This is a genomic window from Agaribacterium sp. ZY112 (genome assembly GCF_041346925.1).
Classification (GTDB): domain Bacteria; phylum Pseudomonadota; class Gammaproteobacteria; order Pseudomonadales; family Cellvibrionaceae; genus Agaribacterium.
Genome location: NZ_CP166840.1, coordinates 1,685,069 through 1,704,116, shown reverse-complemented (window position 1 = coordinate 1,704,116; position 19,048 = coordinate 1,685,069). Strand labels below are relative to the sequence as shown.

Genomic DNA, 19,048 nt, shown 5'->3' with positions numbered 1-19,048 from the left:
AGCCCCAAAGATAAATGAGACACCGATCACATTTAATAGCTGACTCCAAAGAACAAGAAACAAAAAAGCCCTCATCAAGAGGGCTTTAGAACTCAATATTAAGCCGCTAAAAACAGCCCAATATAAGGAAAGGCCTTAGAACTCATTACGATTACTTACAGGTACAAGCACATCCATACCTAGTGGGTTGTCACTGCCATCTTCACGACGAGCAGCTAGCGCCGCACGCAGCTGCTCTAATAACTCACCACCAACTTTAACAACGACATTAACAGCCTCGCCAGGGTAGATAAGATCAGGGTCTTCAACACCAGGGCTGCGCTGCCAAATAGCCTGCCAATCTTTAGCATTTTGTAGATACTGCTCAGACAGATCCCACATGGTATCGCCTTGAACAACCGCGTAGTCCACAACCACACCAAGAATATCTCCCGCTTCATCAAGCGCAACTCGAACCTGACCTTCAGCGTTGGTATACCAATCACTATCTTCAGTTACAAGCTCTTCAGCTACTTCCTCTTCCGTATCTCCTTCACCCGCTGCTGTTGGAGCTAGAGTCAACAGAACTTCTGCGTAGTTATTTGCATCATAACCCGCATCAGCAGCGTCACCACCCACAATAGCGGCAGCTTCGCCCTGCTCTACACCACCCAAAGCATTTGCATCGGCGGTATAAGGATTAACTGACTCAAAAATACCTGGATCGACCTGAGCGTAGCTTTCTAGGATAGGCAATACATTACCTGTATAAGGCTGAATCTCCTCACCCTCTGCGCTAAAGCTGGTTGGAACCTGACCAACAAAAGTTGGTGTTACGAAGAAGAACGACTTCATATCAACACGATCGGTTACATCAAAGGTCACACCTTGCTGTCTCGCCGTATCACCGATCTCCAAGAAACGATAATCGGTGCCAATTTCAACTGTGCCTGCAATAAAATTGGTATCACCATAACCTTCAGAAGTAAGGTTGCCTGCACCAACACTACCTAACTTGATATATCCATCACGACCAGCATCAATTGTTCGCAAGACTAAGTCATCGTCTTCTAAAATATCAACAGAAATCGAGCGCTCATCATTTGTTGCAACATTCACAACATCAATAGCTGTCTCCAGCGTTACATCACCAGAACTGACGATATCCAACTCAACCGCTTCTATTCGGCCAGTTATAGCTTCGCTAGAAGTGTTAGTGCTGTTAATACTAACGTTACCTTCAGAATTGAAACTTAAGTCCATACCCGCATCAGTAAAGCTGACGCTGCTGCTGTTAAACACTGTTTGCAGAGAAGTCTCTAGAACAAGATCAGTGACATTATTATCAAGGCTCTCAAAGTTGCTAAACGCAAAGTCACCTAAATAATTAACAGCACTGATGTTTCCTGTCACTCTCCAAACAAGGCCTGCAACATTGTTGATTAGGCTATCTGTACCGGCTCCGGCATTTAAATTACTTGGAGCCGAATCGATAGTATTAATCTCAACAATATCGTTTCCATCTCCTAAATTTAAACTCGTAACGACACCACCATCAAAATAAGCTAGATCATTACCAGCGCCTGTAGATACAGAGTCTATCGAGCCGGAAAGGAAGTAAAACACATCAGCTTCAGAGCCCGCTCCTATAGCTTCAACTCCACTAAAGCTTAAGGTCTCACTACCTGCTATATTTTCAATCGAACCAGTATCACCATTGATCGTCCAGCTGGCAGATAAATTAGGTCCAATTAAGGTGTCATTCGATCCATTAACATCCACCTCAGCTACATCATGGAAAGTGATATTCGAACCAATAATGTCAATCGTATTAAAATCAGTTAACGAATATTCAGAACTAACACCAGAGCCAGTCAAAAGACCAGTACCCGTCACTTGCTCTAAACCTGTGAAGCGTAAGCTAACACCACTTATTAATGCTAAGGCCTGTTGACTTAGAAGCTCGTTATTCTCAGAAGCGGCCGACCATGAATCTGCAGCAGAGCCTGCAACAGAATCTTGGCCAGAACCTGCGTTTATTGTACGAATATTAGTGAAGCTAATAGCGCGTACATCAACAGACGCATCGCTATTCAACACATAATCTTCACCTAAGTCACTGCCCACTAAAGCATCATTCTCATGAGCCTCGACTTGGCTAATACCTACAAACTCAATGGATGCTGCAGAGAGAGCACCATCACTACCATTTAACTGATAGTTAGTGCCACCAGAAGAACCAGCAATAACCGCCTCAGAGGAGCCCTCTTGAACAGCGCGATCAATACCAACAAAATCCATTCCATTCGCGATTAATTGATTATCAACACCGCTTAAGCTCCAAGTAATCGCATTGGAGCTAATCACCGAATCTTCTCCGCTCCCTGCGTCAATACGAGTCACACCAGAAAATAAAATACCGTCTGAATTGTTACGAATAGAGTTATCACTACTATTGAGAACAAAGGTATCTGCTACATTATCAACACCATGAAGCGTTGAACCACTTGCTGTAGCACTTGTAAATTCAGTGAATGTTACTCCACTGGTGATAACAGAATTAACTTCATTTGCCAGTAACTGCCAATCAGCGCCATCCAAACCAACTACAGTGTCATCGCCGCCATTACCCGCGATAGACTGAACACCATTAAAGTCCATTTGATAAGCGCTTACCGCATTCTGTCCTGTTACATCAAAAGTATCGGCAGAAGAAGTCCCCAAAATATGAGAATCTGTACCAGCCGCACCAACAGATTCAACTCCTGTAACAGCTATCGACGCAGAAGAATTACTGGCATTCACCGCAGTGACTGAACTATTGCCATCTATCTGCCAAGTCTGACCATTAACCCCCGTAACAAGGTCAGATGAAGCTTGACCAGCAGCGTCAACAGAGCCAACATTTGTAAATTCAACGGCTGTTAAGCCACTATGAGAGAATGCAACCGAGCTGCCAGAAACAGCAAAGATATCATCACCGTCACTACCTAATAGTGACGCTTGCTGGGCATCCAAACTAAAGCCATCGGTAAAACTATAACCTTCGGCCAAAGTCAGCTGATCGCCTGCTCCCCAGCTAAAGTCATCCGTACCCGCACCACTGAAATTAATCGATGCAACTTCAATTTCATTAACAGAAGCAATTTTATACGTTAAATCACCAGCATCCGTCACCGAGTCTTGCGCATCATCCAAATTCACACTGCCAATACCCGTGAAAGTTATTGCATCAACCTCCACAGTATTCTCTGCAACAATGTTAAATGTCTCAGCATTACCCGAATTATGAGAAAGAATCATACCGCTCACAGACTGTCCGTCTGCCAACTCAACGATATCAACACCTGAAAATAACACACCGTTACTGCTAACTTGGTTTGCACCCTCTAAACTCCAAGCCTGATCCGAAGAGCCGGTAACAGTATCGTTGCCACTATCCATTAAAACATTATTGATATTGGTAAGTGTGAGCTTACTATCGCCCCCAAAGTACTCAACGCTATCTAAGCTCGCAAGCCCCTCTAAATTAAAGGTGTCATCACCATCACCAGAAACAAAGGTGGCATAGTTCGCATCAATTTGCTGATCGTTTAAAACAAAGCTGTCAGCCAATTCAATAAAGTCATTGTTATCCCAGCCTGCGGCGCTAGAGAAATCAACACCTGAGAAATTAACACCATTTAAGCCCAGTGAATCATCACTAATCAGAGTATAAGTATTATCTTCAGCTGCACTACCAACAATCAACGCGCCTTTACTATCTAGGGCAGAGGCAGTCACAACAGCAGGAGCGGAATCAACCTTAATAACATCGTCACTTGACCAACCAACATCAGCTTGCGCAAAAGCAGTAATATCTAAACCGGTAATATTGATACCATCAGTGCGACTTCCACCTGATAGTACGAGGTCAACATTACTTTGACCTGCTATGAAATAATCATAGGCGCCATTGTCAGAAACAGTGTCTTCAGCCTGTAAAACTAGAGCATCAACGTCAGTAAACTCGATACCATTTTCAAGCTCGAAACTATCATTACTCGTAACTAAAACGCTATCACTGTTGCCATCTTTACCTGTGACTGTACTAGCGCTGGTAATACGCTCAATACCATCGACTAATACATTGGCAGACTGGGCAGATGTGGTACTTTCTATCTGCCAATCAGATAGGCTTGAAATAGTGTCTGTATCAGAACCGAATTCGCTTTCGATATTCAGTTGCGCAAGTGTAGACTCCGTAAAATAGATCGTTGCATTATCACTGCCATCATCCAGAGACAAAGTCACAACTCTGTCATCAACGATCACAAACTCATCATTACCTACACCATCAACCAAGGTTGCACCATTTAGCTCAATAGCGCTCGCCTGATTGTTACTCGATAAGCTGTGCCCCTGTTGTAAACCAACAGTATCACCGACTACCCAGCCAAGATTAGCCCAAGCAAAAGCACTTGCAGTCGCGTCTAGCTCAAGAGATATGTTTTGTGTAGTAAGGTCAACCCGCTTATCAGACATCAAGAAATAGTTAACTGGTAATAAACCATCGTGGCTTGATGTATCGTCTGCAGCCATAAGCACAGAGTCAACACCGCTGAAATTCATGCCACGAGCACTTAACTCACTATCACCAGTAATTATGAACTCATCTACAGCGCTAGCATCATTTACCAACTGACCACCAGTAAGCGTCACGTCCTGAATATCTGCAAATACGAGGTTCGCACTTGAAACACTGTTCTCACCATTGATTGTGACATCCTGATCAGAGGCGGCAACGACCAAATCGTCACCCAAAGACGCATCAACTGTGCCTGCCCCGTCAAAGGTTACCAAGACTTCTAATGCTGAACCTGCACGCTGATAACTTACATTACCATCTGTCGTTACGGTAAATACATCTTCACCATCACTGCCTAATAACGTAGCCCCACCCGCGTCAATGGTTTGGGTATAGGTATGGCCATCGGCCAATGCAATTTGATCACCCGCAGCCCAGCCAAAACCAGCAGAAGGCAAACCTTCCACCCAAATCGAATTAGCATCAGTACGACTATCGCTATAAATTAAATAAGTAACGGAGCTAGCACTATCAACCTCAAAAGTATCATCAGCGCTAAGTTCAGCTTTATTAATACCGTTAAATGTTAAGCCAAGAACCTCAACGTGATTATTAGAAGAAGATACAAGCTCATCAGTACTAGAAGAGCCTATGAAGGTAGCGTCGTTAGAACCAGTGCTAAAACTTTCCGCATCTAAGAAGCTAATCGTAGGCGTATCAACCTGAGTTGAGCTAACTAGAGTCCAAGATTTATCGTGATTATTTATGACTGTATCTACGTCAGATGCATCACCGGCGTCCACCGTAGATACATTTATAAATTCAACGGCCTCATCGGAATTTGATCGCTCAAACGACACACTGTTATCAGCCAAAACACTGAAAATATCATCGCCATCACTACCAAGAAGTAATGCGGAATTAGCATCAATCTCGTCACTAGAGGTTAACGTATGACCGTTTGCCAGCGCTAATGAATCGCCAGTGCCCCAGTCAAATTGGCCAAGCAATAAGCCAGTAACATTCATTTCGTTAACATCTACATCCGACATACCGTTTAAGGTAAACAGCTGGTCACCGTCAACGGTGAAGCTATCGCCATCTTGTAACTCGACGGATGCAACCCCACTAAAACTTAAGGCCTCAACACTCAGCTCATTGTCCGCTGAAGTCGTAACAATATCTGCCGAAGAGGTACGCCCAACAAAAGTAGCGCTATTTGCACTGTCACTAAAATTATCAACGTTATAGAAACTGATCCCAGCAGCATCAACCTGTGTGGCCGATATTAAAGCCCACTCTGTCGCTGCAACATCCGTCGACAAGCTATCTCCAGCAGCATCACCCGCATCGACCGAGACAAGATTTGAGAATTGAACCCAGTCACCAACACTGGCTCTTTGATACTCAAGCTCACCTACCGCAAGTAAATTAAAGCCATCATTGCTATCACTACCAAGTAACTGAGCAGAGTTTGCATCTACCGAACCAGAAACGCTATGAGCACTCGCTAAACTAATTTGATCGCCCAACCCCCAACCAAAGTTATCACGAGCACCGCTAGTAAATGCCAAACTGCCAACATTAACAGCCGTATTAGAGACTAATTCATAGCTATAACCTGTGACACCATCATCGGTAACTGTATCACTACCATCAAGTACAACTGAGCCAAGGCCAGAAATACTTAAACCAAGAACATCTAAGCTGCTATCACCTGTAATGCTATAAGAATCTGTTTCACTACGGTTGGCTAATGAGGCGGTACCTGAAGCCACGCCCAATACATCGACATTACTAAAGCTTAAGCTCTGCGCTGATGCCTCAATACTATTTTGCCCATCACCACTAACCAGTGACCAAGCCTGATTAGCCATACCGATAACGGTGTCATCACCGCTAAGACCACTTACGTCAGATAAACCGGTGATCGTGACCGCAACACCTGAAACCCCATTACCGGTATCACCACGAGTGTAATCTAGCTCGCCAGACCCAGTAATAGTAAATACATCGTCACCAGTCGAACCAATTAAGGTCGCATCTTTAGCTTGAATCTCATCACTGGCTATAAATGTATGTAGATCAGCAAGACCAATGGTATCGTCCGCATCCCACTCAAAAGCCCCTGAGCTAAGACCCTTAACGTTAATATCATTAACATGAGCCTCGCTACTGCTCACTAAACTGTAATGGGTCGACGCAGCCGTAGATTCAAATGTATCACCTTCAGCCTCGACTAAATTAGCTTCCGTAATCCCATAAAACTCTAGAGTATCGACAGTTAAGCGATTAATCGCGCTGGATGTAACTGTATCTACAGCGCCAGCTTTACCAATAAAACTAGCACCATCGCCGATTTCACCAAAAAGCTCAGCATTAGTGAAAGTCACATCACTTGAAGAAACCTCAGCGCCAGCTAATAGCTGCCACTCTGGCGTGCCAATATCAGACCGAATGCTATCGCCCGTAGTCGAGTCACCCGCATCCACATCACTAACATTTACAAAGCTAACCTGCTCACCGGCACTCGCTCGCTGATAATCAACTGCTTCACTACCTTTAATTGTGAACGTGTCATCGCTGGTCGTACCCGTTAGTGTCGCACCGTTGGCGTCAATGTCCGTCGATGAGGCCGTATATTCATGACCATCGGCAAGACCGAGTGTATCGCCTGCCCCCCAAGTAAACTGACTCGTAGTTAGGCCCTTAACTTGAATACTATTTACATCGGTACGGCTAGCACTGAATAAGTCAAAATGAGTATTAGATAAGCTCGAGCCAAAAGTATCACCTTCTGACTGCGTTAAATTAACTTCGTCAATTCCAGCAAACACCAAAGTATCAACGGTCACACTATTAAGCGCAGCAGAAGTAACTGCATCTATAGCGCCTGATTTACCCGTAAAACTAGCACCATCACCAACTTCACCAAAAAACTCAGCATTAGAGAAGGTCACACCACTTGAAGAAACCTCGGCCCCAGCTAACAACTGCCACGCTGGGGTGCCAACATCAGACCGAATGCTGTCGCCCGTAGTCGAGTCCCCTGCATCCACATCACTAACATTGACAAAGCTAATATGTTCACCGGTACTCGCTCGCTGATAGTCAACGGCTTCACTACCTTTAATTGTGAACGTGTCATCGCTGGTCGTACCCGTTAACGTCGCACCATTAGCATCAATATCATCCGATGATGCAGTAAATGAATGGCCAGAAGCTAAAGCCAAAGTATCACCTAAAGCCCAAGTAAACTGACTCGTATTCAAACCCAGCACTTGAATACTGTTCACATCAGTACGGCTAGCACTGTACAAATCAAAATGGGTACTGGATAAGATCGAGCCAAAAGTATCACCTTCTGACTGAGTTAAATTAACTTCGTCAATTCCAGCAAACACTAAAGTATCAACGGTCACCCTATTAAGCGCAGTAGAAGTAACTGCATCTATAGCGCCTGATTTACCCGTAAAACTAGCACCATCGCCAACTTCACCAAAAATCTCAGCATTAGAGAAAACCACGCCACTTGAAGAAACCTCGGCGCCAGCTAGTAACTGCCACGCTGGGGTGCCAACATCAGACCGAATGCTGTCGCCCGTAGTCGAGTCCCCCGCATCCACATCACTAACATTGACAAAGCTAATCTGTTCACCGGCACTCGCTCGCTGGTAGTCAATATCATTCGTATCAGTAATGGTGAACGTGTCATCGCTGGTCGTACCCGTTAACGTCGCACCATTAGCATCAATATCATCCGATGATGCAGTAAATGAATGGCCAGAAGCTAGAGCCAAAGTATCGCCAGCGGCCCAACTGAAATTATCAATGTCACCACTTGTGAAAGCTATGTTACCTACATTCACTGCGCTGCTAGATACCAACTCGTAGTTATAACCAACGCCGTCATCCACTACCGTATCCGTTGAGTCTAGGGTAACTGCTGACACTGTAGTAAAGTCGATGCCGTTTGCTGTAACTGAATTCGAGCCAAAAATTACAAAAGCGTCTACATCACCAGAGCTTGTAGTTATAGAAGCGGTACCGGAAGCAACCGAAGCTTGCTCGATACCCGCTAAGGTAATACCACCAACACCTGCCTGGAAATTACCGGTGTTATCGGTAAGTAACCAACTCTGATCAGCAAGGCCAACCACTGAATCCGAATCACTGTCACCTAAATCAACAGAACCAACATTACTAATGCGAACATCACTAGCATCACCAGACTGCCTTAAATCGATGCTGCTTGATGTAACAAGGGTGACGAGGTCACTGCCTGTCGTACCCAATATTTCAGTACTTTTCGCATCAAAGGCGCTCACACCATGCCCAGTTGTAAGGCCAATTGTGTCACCTGCTGCCCACGCATAATTGACCAGAGTCGCTCCACTAATGGTTATACCTTCGGAAACAACCTCGGTAGCATTTGTAATCTGGTAATGAGTATCTAACTCTGTAGTACCTTCACCAGCGTCTGTATCTGTGTCTGTTACAAGGTCATCAGCTTGCAAAGCGACAGAGTCGATACCTGAGAAATCCATGGCAGCAATACTAAAACTTTGGTTACCACTAATCTCTAAGGTCTCTGCCGTACCACTATGCCCTGTAACGGAATCACCCGCTTCAACAAACTCAATAGACGAAGCCGTTAAGATCAGGCTGCTGTCATTACTATCAAGAAGTTGTAACTCACCGTTATTAGCCGTTAACTGCCAACGCTGATCTGAAGACGCTTGAATCGTATCGGCTTCATCCCCAGCATCAATAACACTCACACTGGTGAAGCTAACTGCTGCACCAGCTGCACCGCGTGTATAGTTAACAGTTGTACCATCTAAAGTAAATGTATCAGCTAGATCACTGCCACGAAGGGTCGCGCCATTGGCATCAATATCTGCCGATGAGGCAGTCAAAGAATGGCTAGAAGCTAGCGCTAAAGTGTCACCAGTAGCCCAACCAAAGTTATCGACATCACCATTTGTGAAGGCCAAATCACCCACATTCACTGCACTGCTAGATGCCAACTCGTAGTTATAACCAGTGCCGTCATCCGCCACGGTATCCGTAGAATCCAAAGTGATATCAGACACCGAACTAAAGTCGATGCCGTTTGCTGTAACTGAATTCGAGCCAGAAATTACAAAAGCGTCTACGTCACCAGAGCTTGTAGTTATAGAAGCGGTACCGGAAGCAACCGATGCTTGCTCGATACCCGCTAAGGTAATACCACCAACACCTGCCTGGAAATTACCGGTGTTATCGGTAAGTAACCAACTCTGATCAGCAAGGCCAACAACTGAATCCGAATCACTGCCACCTAAATCAACAGAACCAACATTACTAATGCGAACATCACTAGCATCACCAGACTGCCTTAAATCGATGCTGCTTGATGTAACAAGGGTGACGAGGTCACTGCCTGTCGTACCCAATATTTCAGCACTTTTCGCATCAAAGGCGCTAACACCATGCCCAGTTGTAAGGCCAATTGTGTCGCCTGCTGCCCACGCATAATTGGCCAGAGTCGCTCCACTAATGGTTATACCTTCGGAAACAACCTCGGTAGCATTTGTAATCTGGTAATGAGTATCTAACTCTGTAGTACCTTCACCAGCGTCTGTATCTGTGTCTGTTACAAGGTCATCAGCTTGCAAAGTGACAGAGTCGATACCTGAGAAATCCATGGCAGCAATACTAAAGCTTTGATTGCCGCTAATCTCTAAAGTCTCTACCGTACCACTATCGCCTGTAACGGAGTCACCCGCTTCAACAAACTCAATAGACGAGGCCGTTAAGATCAGGCTGCTGTCATTACTATCAAGAAGTTGTAACTCATCGTTATTAGCCGTTAACTGCCAACGCTGATCTGAAGACGCTTGAATCGTGTCGGCTTCATCCCCCGCATCAATAGTTGTTACGCCCGTAAAGTGAACACCTCCGGAAGCTGCTCCACGAGCATATTGTACCGTCGTGCCACTTAGAGTGAATGTATCAGCAAGATCACTGCCGCGAAGAGTCGCGCCGTTGGCGTCAATATCATCTGACAGTGCTGTAAATGAATGACCATCAGCCAAACCTAAGCTATCGTTTGAATCCCAAGTAAACCCAGAGGTATCCAAGCCCTGAACTTGAATAGCATTAACATCAATACGGCTAGCACTGTGCAAGTCATAATGCGTGTTACTTAGGGTCGAACTGAAGCCATCATCAGATGATAATTGCGCAACCTGAATACCATCAAAATCAATACCTTCCACAGTAAGACTATTAATCCCACTTGAAGTAATAATATCTACTTCAGAATCACGGTCATTGAAGGTCCAAGTATTATCGTCAACGACGCCACTGTATGATAGTGCGTTAGATATTTGCATATCCGCAACATCAACACGAATATCGCTAACTAAAGTCCAAGTTTTGGAAATACCAGCAGAACCAGAAACGCTAACCGTATCCGCACCACCGTCTAAATCAACGGTACTAACACCAGTGAAAGCAACAAGGTTTCCATCACCTTCGTAGTTTAAGTTAAGAGAATCTGAACCGGTAATAATAAGCGCATCAGCAGAATCACTGCCCTGAAGACCGGCACCAGTCAGCGCCACAGAACCACTAACACTATGCCCAGAACTTAGGGTTACAGTATCCCCAGCCCCCCAAGTAAAGTTGCTACGAGCACCGCTAGTAAATGCCAAACTGCCAACATTAACAGCCGTATTAGAGACTAATTCATAGCTATAACCCGTAACACCGTCATCGGTAACCGTGTCACTACTATCAAGTACCACTGAGCCCAGGCCAGAAATACTCAAACCAAGAACATCTAAGCTGCTATCACCTGTAATGCTATAAGAATCTGTCTCACTACGGTTGGCTAATGAGGCTGTACCTGAAGCCACACTCAGCATATCCACATCACTAAAGCTTAAGCTCTGTGCTGACGCCTCAATACTATTTTGCCCATCATCAAGGCCTACAGTAGCAACATCATCACTAATCAATGACCAAGCTTGATTAGCCATACCGATAACCGTGTCATCACCACTAAGACCGCTTACTTCAGATAAACCGGTGATCGTGACCGCAACACCTGAAACCCCATTACCGGTATCACCACGAGTATAATTTAGCTCGCCAGATCCCGTAATAGTAAATACATCGTCACCGGTCGAACCAATTAAGGTCGCATCTTTAGCCTTAATTTCATCTATGGCTGTAAACGTATGTCCATCAGCAAGGCCGATACTGTCTTTATGATTCCAGTTAAAGTTGGACGAACTGAGCCCCAATACCTCGATATCATTAACAAAGGCTTCAGCACTACTTACCAAGCTGTAATGAGTTGAGTCAGCTATCGATTCAAAAGTATCACCTTCAGCCTCGACTAAATTAGCTTCCGTAATCCCATAAAACTCTAGAGTATCGACAGTTAAGCGATTAATCGCGCTAGAGGTAACGACATCGGTTGCACCTGATTTGCCGGTAAAGCTAGCACCATCGTCACTTTCACCAAAAAACTCTGCATTAGTGAAAGTCACATCACTTGAAGAAACCTCAGCGCCAGCTAATAGCTGCCACGCAGGCGTGCCAATATCAGACCGAATGCTGTCGCCCGTAGTCGAGTCACCCGCATCCACATCACTAACATTTACAAAGCTAACCTGCTCACCGGCACTCGCTCGCTGATAATCAACGGCTTCACTGCCTTTAATTATGAACGTGTCATCACTGGTCGTACCCGTAAGCGTCGCACCGTTGGCGTCAATGTCCGTCGATGAGGCCGTATATTCATGACCATCGGCAAGACCGAGTGTATCGCCTGCCCCCCAAGTAAACTGACTCGTAGTTAGGCCCTTAACTTGAATACTATTTACATCGGTACGGCTAGCACTGAATAAGTCAAAGTGAGTATTAGATAAGCTCGAGCCAAAAGTATCACCTTCTGACTGAGTTAAATTGACTTCATCGATACCAGCAAACGTCAAACCATCAACCGTTATACTGTTAGTTCCACCTGAAGTAACCGCATCTGCAGCACTGGATTTACCTGTAAAACTAGCATCATCGCCAACTTCACCAAAAATCTCAGCATTAGAGAAAGTCACATCGCTTGACGAAACCTCAGCGCCAGCTAACAACTGCCACGCTGGGGTGCCAACATCAGACCGAATGCTGTCCCCTGTAGTGTCATCACCCGCATCCACATCACTAACATTGACAAAGCTAACCTGTTCACCCGCACTCGCGCGCTGATAATCAACGGCTTCACTGCCTTTAATTGTGAACGTATCATCACTGGCTGTACCCGTTAGCGTCGCGCCATTGGCGTCAATATCGGTCGAGGACGCCGTAAAAGAGTGGCTAGCAGCTAAAGCTAAGGTGTCACCAGAAGCCCAACTAAAATTATCAATATCACCACTTGTGAAAGCTATATCACCTACATTCACTGCACTGCTAGATGCCAATTCGTAGTTATAACCAGTGCCGTCATCCGCCACGGTATCCGTAGAATCCAAAGTGATATCAGACACCAAACTAAAGTCGATGCCGTTTGCTGTAACTGAATTCGAGCCAGAAATTACAAAAGCGTCTACATAACCAGAGCTTGTAGTTATAGAAGCGGTACCGGAAGCAACCGATGCTTGCTCGATACCCGCTAAGGTAATACCACCAACACCTGCCTGGAAATTACCGGTGTTATCGGTAAGTAACCAACTCTGATCAGCAAGGCCAACAACTGAATCCGAATCACTGCCACCTAAATCAACAGAACCAACATTACTAATGCGAACATCACTAGCATCACCAGACTGCCTTAAATCGATGCTGCTTGATGTAACAAGGGTGACGAGGTCACTGCCTGTCGTACCCAATATTTCAGCACTTTTCGCATCAAAGGCGCTAACACCATGCCCAGTTGTAAGGCCAATTGTGTCGCCTGCTGCCCACGCATAATTGGCCAGAGTCGCTCCACTAATGGTTATACCTTCGGAAACAACCTCGGTAGCATTTGTAATCTGGTAATGAGTATCTAACTCTGTAGTACCTTCACCAGCGTCTGTATCTGTGTCTGTTACAAGGTCATCAGCTTGCAAAGTGACAGAGTCGATACCTGAGAAATCCATGGCAGCAATACTAAAGCTTTGATTGCCGCTAATCTCTAAAGTCTCTACCGTACCACTATCGCCTGTAACGGAGTCACCCGCTTCAACAAACTCAATAGACGAGGCCGTTAAGATCAGGCTGCTGTCATTACTATCAAGAAGTTGTAACTCACCGTTATTAGCCGTTAACTGCCAACGCTGGTCAGTAGATGCTTTGATCGTATCACTTTCACCTTCAGCCTCAATTTGCGTTACACCCGTGAAATTAACACCACCACTGGCAGCTCCGCGAGCATACTGCACGGTGGTACCATCTAGAGTGAAGGTATCGGCTAGGTCACTACCGCGAAGAGTTGCACCGTTAGCAACAAAGGTATCACTTTCATCAAAACTATGGCCGCTGGCAAGCCCTAAGTAATCTCCTGCACTCCAGTTCCAGCTCTGAGCATTACCATTAAAGGTAATGCTATTCGCTAAGGTTGTACTATCATCTTTCAACTCATAGAAAACCGAACCACTGTCGCCAACCGTGTCAGTGCCACTAACAGCTACAGCATTAACCGAATTGAAGGTTATTCCGCGTGCAGTAACAATATTATTTCCATTGCCATTATCATAATCAGCTAGAACAAATGCATCACTGCCATTACTCTTAATAGAGCCAGTTTGACCATCAGCAACCCTTGCATTATCAACATTTGCAATTGTTAAGCCCTGCCAACTCAATTCATTCTCGTTACCAGTGAGCAGCCAAATAGCGTCAGCATCAGCATTACCACCTTCGCCATCGTAGTGGGCCTCGGCGATCACCGTATCACCCGCTACCCCTGTATCACCTAACAAGTCGACACTGCCAATATTGGCAAAATAAACTGTGTCTGTTTGCCCTAGCCCAACACCATCATGGGTAGCGTTACCGCCAAACGTGACATCCAATAAACGCAAATAATCGGCACCACTAGAACCCAATAACTGCGCACTATTAACATCAATGGCATTGGCGGTACTATGACCACTGATTGAATGACCATCAGCCAAGGCCAAAGTATCACCAGCAGACCAAGGCGTTCCACTAAATACAAAACCATTAAAATCAATGCCATTAATACTATCGACACTGGTCAAACTCGATAACACGTAATCAGCTGCACCGGTATCTGATAGTGTTGTGCTACCGCCCGTGGCGTTTGTAACCTCACCAATATGAGTAAAGCTAATACCATTAACAGTTAGCGACCGCGTAGCTTTATCACCTAAGACAAAGGTATCACCAGTACCGGCAACCCGACCAATAGAGCCTATATCAGCCACCAGCCCGGCACCCTGAACGGCATTGCTAATTCCACTAAAATCAATACCGGCGGCACTAATGGCATTAGCAACAGCATTGTCATCAATATCTTTAACCAAATCCCACTGCTGGTCACTATCACCCGTCACAGTATCGCTACCACCAGCACCATCTACTGAATCTACACCAGAAAAGGTAATACCGGCAGTGGCTAAAGTATTAAGGCTCGATTCAGATACAGTGAAATTTTGGTTCGCGTCGGTTGCCGTTAAGTCGCCCGTAGTACTGACACTAGAAACATCCTCTAGAACTAAACTATCAGTATTGTATGTGGCTGAGATCTGATTATCTTTCGCAACGTTGCCATTGCCGGAATCAGCCACCAAACCTATTGCAATTCCAGAGGCATTAGTAACGTTATTCGTATCAGCATTACTGCTTACCGCGTCTAAACCGATAAATTGAATGCCACCGACGGTTAAGGCTAAATCATCCCCTGATGTCGACAAAATAAAACTTTCTGTTTCACCAGCACCTTGGAGATCGGCAGTTAAACTATCGCTCCCCGTACCCGTATCAATCTCGCTAATGTCAGAGAAATCAATGCCGTTAAAGGCTTGGGCTGCACCAAAGCCAGACAATGTAAGAACCTCATCTGAGCCATCGGCCAATTTCAAACGGCGGGTATTATTTATAGCTGCAACTTCTGTGATTAGAAGTTCATTGTTTCCATCTCCAGAGTTCTCACGGTAGAAACGAGCAGCAGAATTCGCTAGGGCACTACCAGACCCGTTTAAATCGAAGATAGCACTAGTATCACTTTCAAGAGCATCCGAAGCTTTAATAGCAACATCACCAGCATTAGCATCGAGCGTCGCGATATCACTAAAGACGAAATTCCCCGTGTCTATTGCAATAGAATTAATTCCATCAAGACCACTTGCACTTGCAGCCTGAAGAGTAAAATTTTGGCTGCCCTCAGCGTCAGCGGTAAAAGTATTGGCCGTCAAAGTACCAACGTTTAAACTTTTACCACCAAAGAAGCTATTGGAGACGGAAGCTAAGGATATTTCACTACTAACGTTCGTGCCATCAAAACCATAAGCAGCTTGTCTATTAGTTCCGCTGACAAACCAATCCACACTCTGATCCGAGCTTCTTACCTCTGTGCTTCCAGCACCAGTAAGAGTATTAACACCACTAAATGTAATGCCCGAAGCCCTAGCATCAAGCCCCGTTTGGGTGCTATTCTCAATCAAATCGAATGAGCCCGTATAGCCTCCATCAGCAAGAACACTACTGCCACCGTCTGTATCGGTAATGCCATCAACCCCCGTCATCACAACGGCATTAGTCACAGAAGCATCGGTATAGCTAACTTGGTTAGATGTTGAATCTACGGTATAAGCACGGTCTGTGGTGTAGTTAAAATTATCACTACCTGTTGAATGACCAGCGACCGTTAAGGTTTGTGCAGTGATATTACCTAAGGTGTTATTTGAACCCGCTCCAGCCGTACCAACCTCAATAGCAGCAGTGCCAGTACCAACATTTAAAGTGCCACTATTACTAAAGGAACCTGCTGTTTTGATCGTGGCCGCAGCACCGCCTGTTTGCACCACAATTGCGCCTATATTTACTTCGGCAGCAGCAGTCGTATTACCAATGTTTAGGGTGCCGCCATTGGTATTTAAACCATTCGCAATATCGACATCACCATCTGTATTTATAGATATACCGCTATTACCAGTTGCCAATGCCATAAATTGGTTGATCGTAACATCGGCACTATTACTGCCGGTGACAGCCACACCACCTGCGTTAGTCACAAGACCTAAAGTCGACTCAAGATCCTCGTCAAGGCTTAAATTAAAGCTGCCATAAAGATCACCACCAGTTGAACTAGCTCCGGAATCGCCCAGATTTAATGTACCGCTATTAGTTAACTGCCCCGTGCGAATAGTAATATCACCCGAACCATTGGTCGCCGCGACATCGTTGGTAATCGTATCGGTGGTGTTAATCGTCACACCTCCCGCAATATCGACTTGAGCAGAATGAGAATCGGCAGCAATCCCCCCCATCTCAACATAACCGCCCGCAGTGGTGATATTGGCATTAACATCAATCAAGTTATCCGACTGCAGAACGACATTAAGGCCTTCTGTTGCATTGCCTCCACCATCATTAATAATGGCTTGATTAACCACCAAATCACCACCATCAGCAATTAAGGTTAAGGTAGCAGGGCCTTTACCACTACTTCCGCTTGCCGTTGAACCTACATTAGTATTTATTTCAGCATCAACAATTAACTTGCCAGACCAGCCGTTAGCAGTAGTAGTATTAGCCCCGGAAATAAGCGTTGAAACATTAGTACTATCATTCCAAGGATTATAAAAATCCGATAAATCATTAGTTGAATTAATATTTGAGGCGGTTGTTTGAATGGTTAAGCTTGTGCCCTGATTCAAGACCTGCTCAACAAACTCATCAGTGACTGTGTTTGTACCATCGGTATCATCTTGTGAGTCAACAATCCTAAAATCTTTAGGGTCGATCAGCCAGATACCTGCTTGGCCTCCCTTGTGGGATTTCGCTACAGCATAGCCTTTAAGGTCAATAATCTGTTTACCCGAGGTCTCTATAAAACCGCCATCACCACCCAAAAGGCCCGAGCTGGCATCGATAAAGCCGTAAAAGTAAGCATCTTCATTTGCCCAGACAATCACCTTACCGCCATCGCCTAAGTTATTACCGCTGGCATCGATAACAACATGCTCACCAATGGTTGTGGTGGTGGCATTGCGAACCTCGGTATTTTTACCTTGGTAATCACCACCTATCAGTATCTCACCACCACCGGCTTCACCTTGGGCCGAAAGATAAGACTCACCACTGAGTTCAACCGTATCACCCAGTACATTAATTTGCCCGCCTTTACCGGCTTGGTTACCGCTGCCTGTGCTGTCGACCAAAATAGTGCCGCTATTAACAACCTGATCACCTTCTATATGCACAATGCCACCATCGTGCAGGGCTGAGGCATCTAGAGTCCCGCTATTCACCACACGAGCAGAACCTTCGGCCTCGGTTGTTGGCGAACCACCAAACAAACGGATTTTACCGCCAGAAGTATCAATGCCTCGTGCCGTTACCGTACCGCTGTTATTTACCGCGTTATGGAATAAATCTTTAGAGACACTCGCATCCAGCAGTACTTTTTGGCCTTCTAATTGACCTTCGTTTAATACGGCTGAATCAACACCTAAAGAGTTCTCTAAGACAGATTTTTCAATTTTGACACCAATTAAACCATCGGCATCAAAGGTCAGCATGGCTTCATCGGCTGCTGCCAAAGAAATAACATCGGCGCTAATAAGTGCCGTTTCGCTATTGCTAACATGCTTACCGACTAAGGCAACCGATGAGGCATTAATAAGGCCTTGGTTAATCACTACACCGTCTTTACCTTCAACACCTTTAAACAGCATATTGCCGTTCATAAAGGCATCGGAATCGATACCCAAACCCGAGGCAACCAAGCCATTTACACTAATAGTTGCGGTATCGGTAAATAAAACACCATTAGGGTTAACAAGAATCACCTGCCCATTGGCATCCAGAGAGCCACGAATGGTCGAGACGTTTTGATCAAGAATCGTGTTAAGTGCTACTGAACTGGAATCGGGCTGAATAAACTCAACACGCTCATCCACCGCTACGTTAAAGCTGCTCCAGTTAATCGACACCCGGTCGCTGTGCTGGTTAATCGTGGTATTTTTATCTGACTGATTAATATCGGCACTACCACCCACCACATTACCACCCTCTGGGCCGGCAAAAGCAGGGCTAAGCAGCTGGCCTGCAAACAAGCCACCGAATAAGCTGGTTTTTAAGCCTCCACGCACTACACGGCTAGCACTAATGGCTCTGGCCAAGGCTTTGCGGCGAGGCTTAAACGCTGTTGCCACTTTGTTATTGGCAGTCGTTTTACGCTTAAGAGATACAGCCCTGTTGTTGGCTTGCTTAGTCATAGTCAGTCACTCTATGTTATGACACTCTCGTGTCTCTATCTGGGCCAAAGTTTAGCCCACATAT

At 45.3% G+C, this 19,048-nt stretch carries 1 protein-coding gene; it reads right to left on the bottom strand.

Translation table 11 applies throughout. The features are described 5' to 3' along the window. Nucleotides 1–135 precede the first annotated feature (135 nt). On the bottom strand, nucleotides 136–18,984 hold the full coding sequence (locus tag AB1S55_RS07450) for a filamentous hemagglutinin N-terminal domain-containing protein (protein ID WP_370981178.1): 18,849 nt from the start codon (nucleotides 18,982–18,984) through the stop codon (nucleotides 136–138). Between the last annotated feature and the right edge of the window lie 64 nt (nucleotides 18,985–19,048).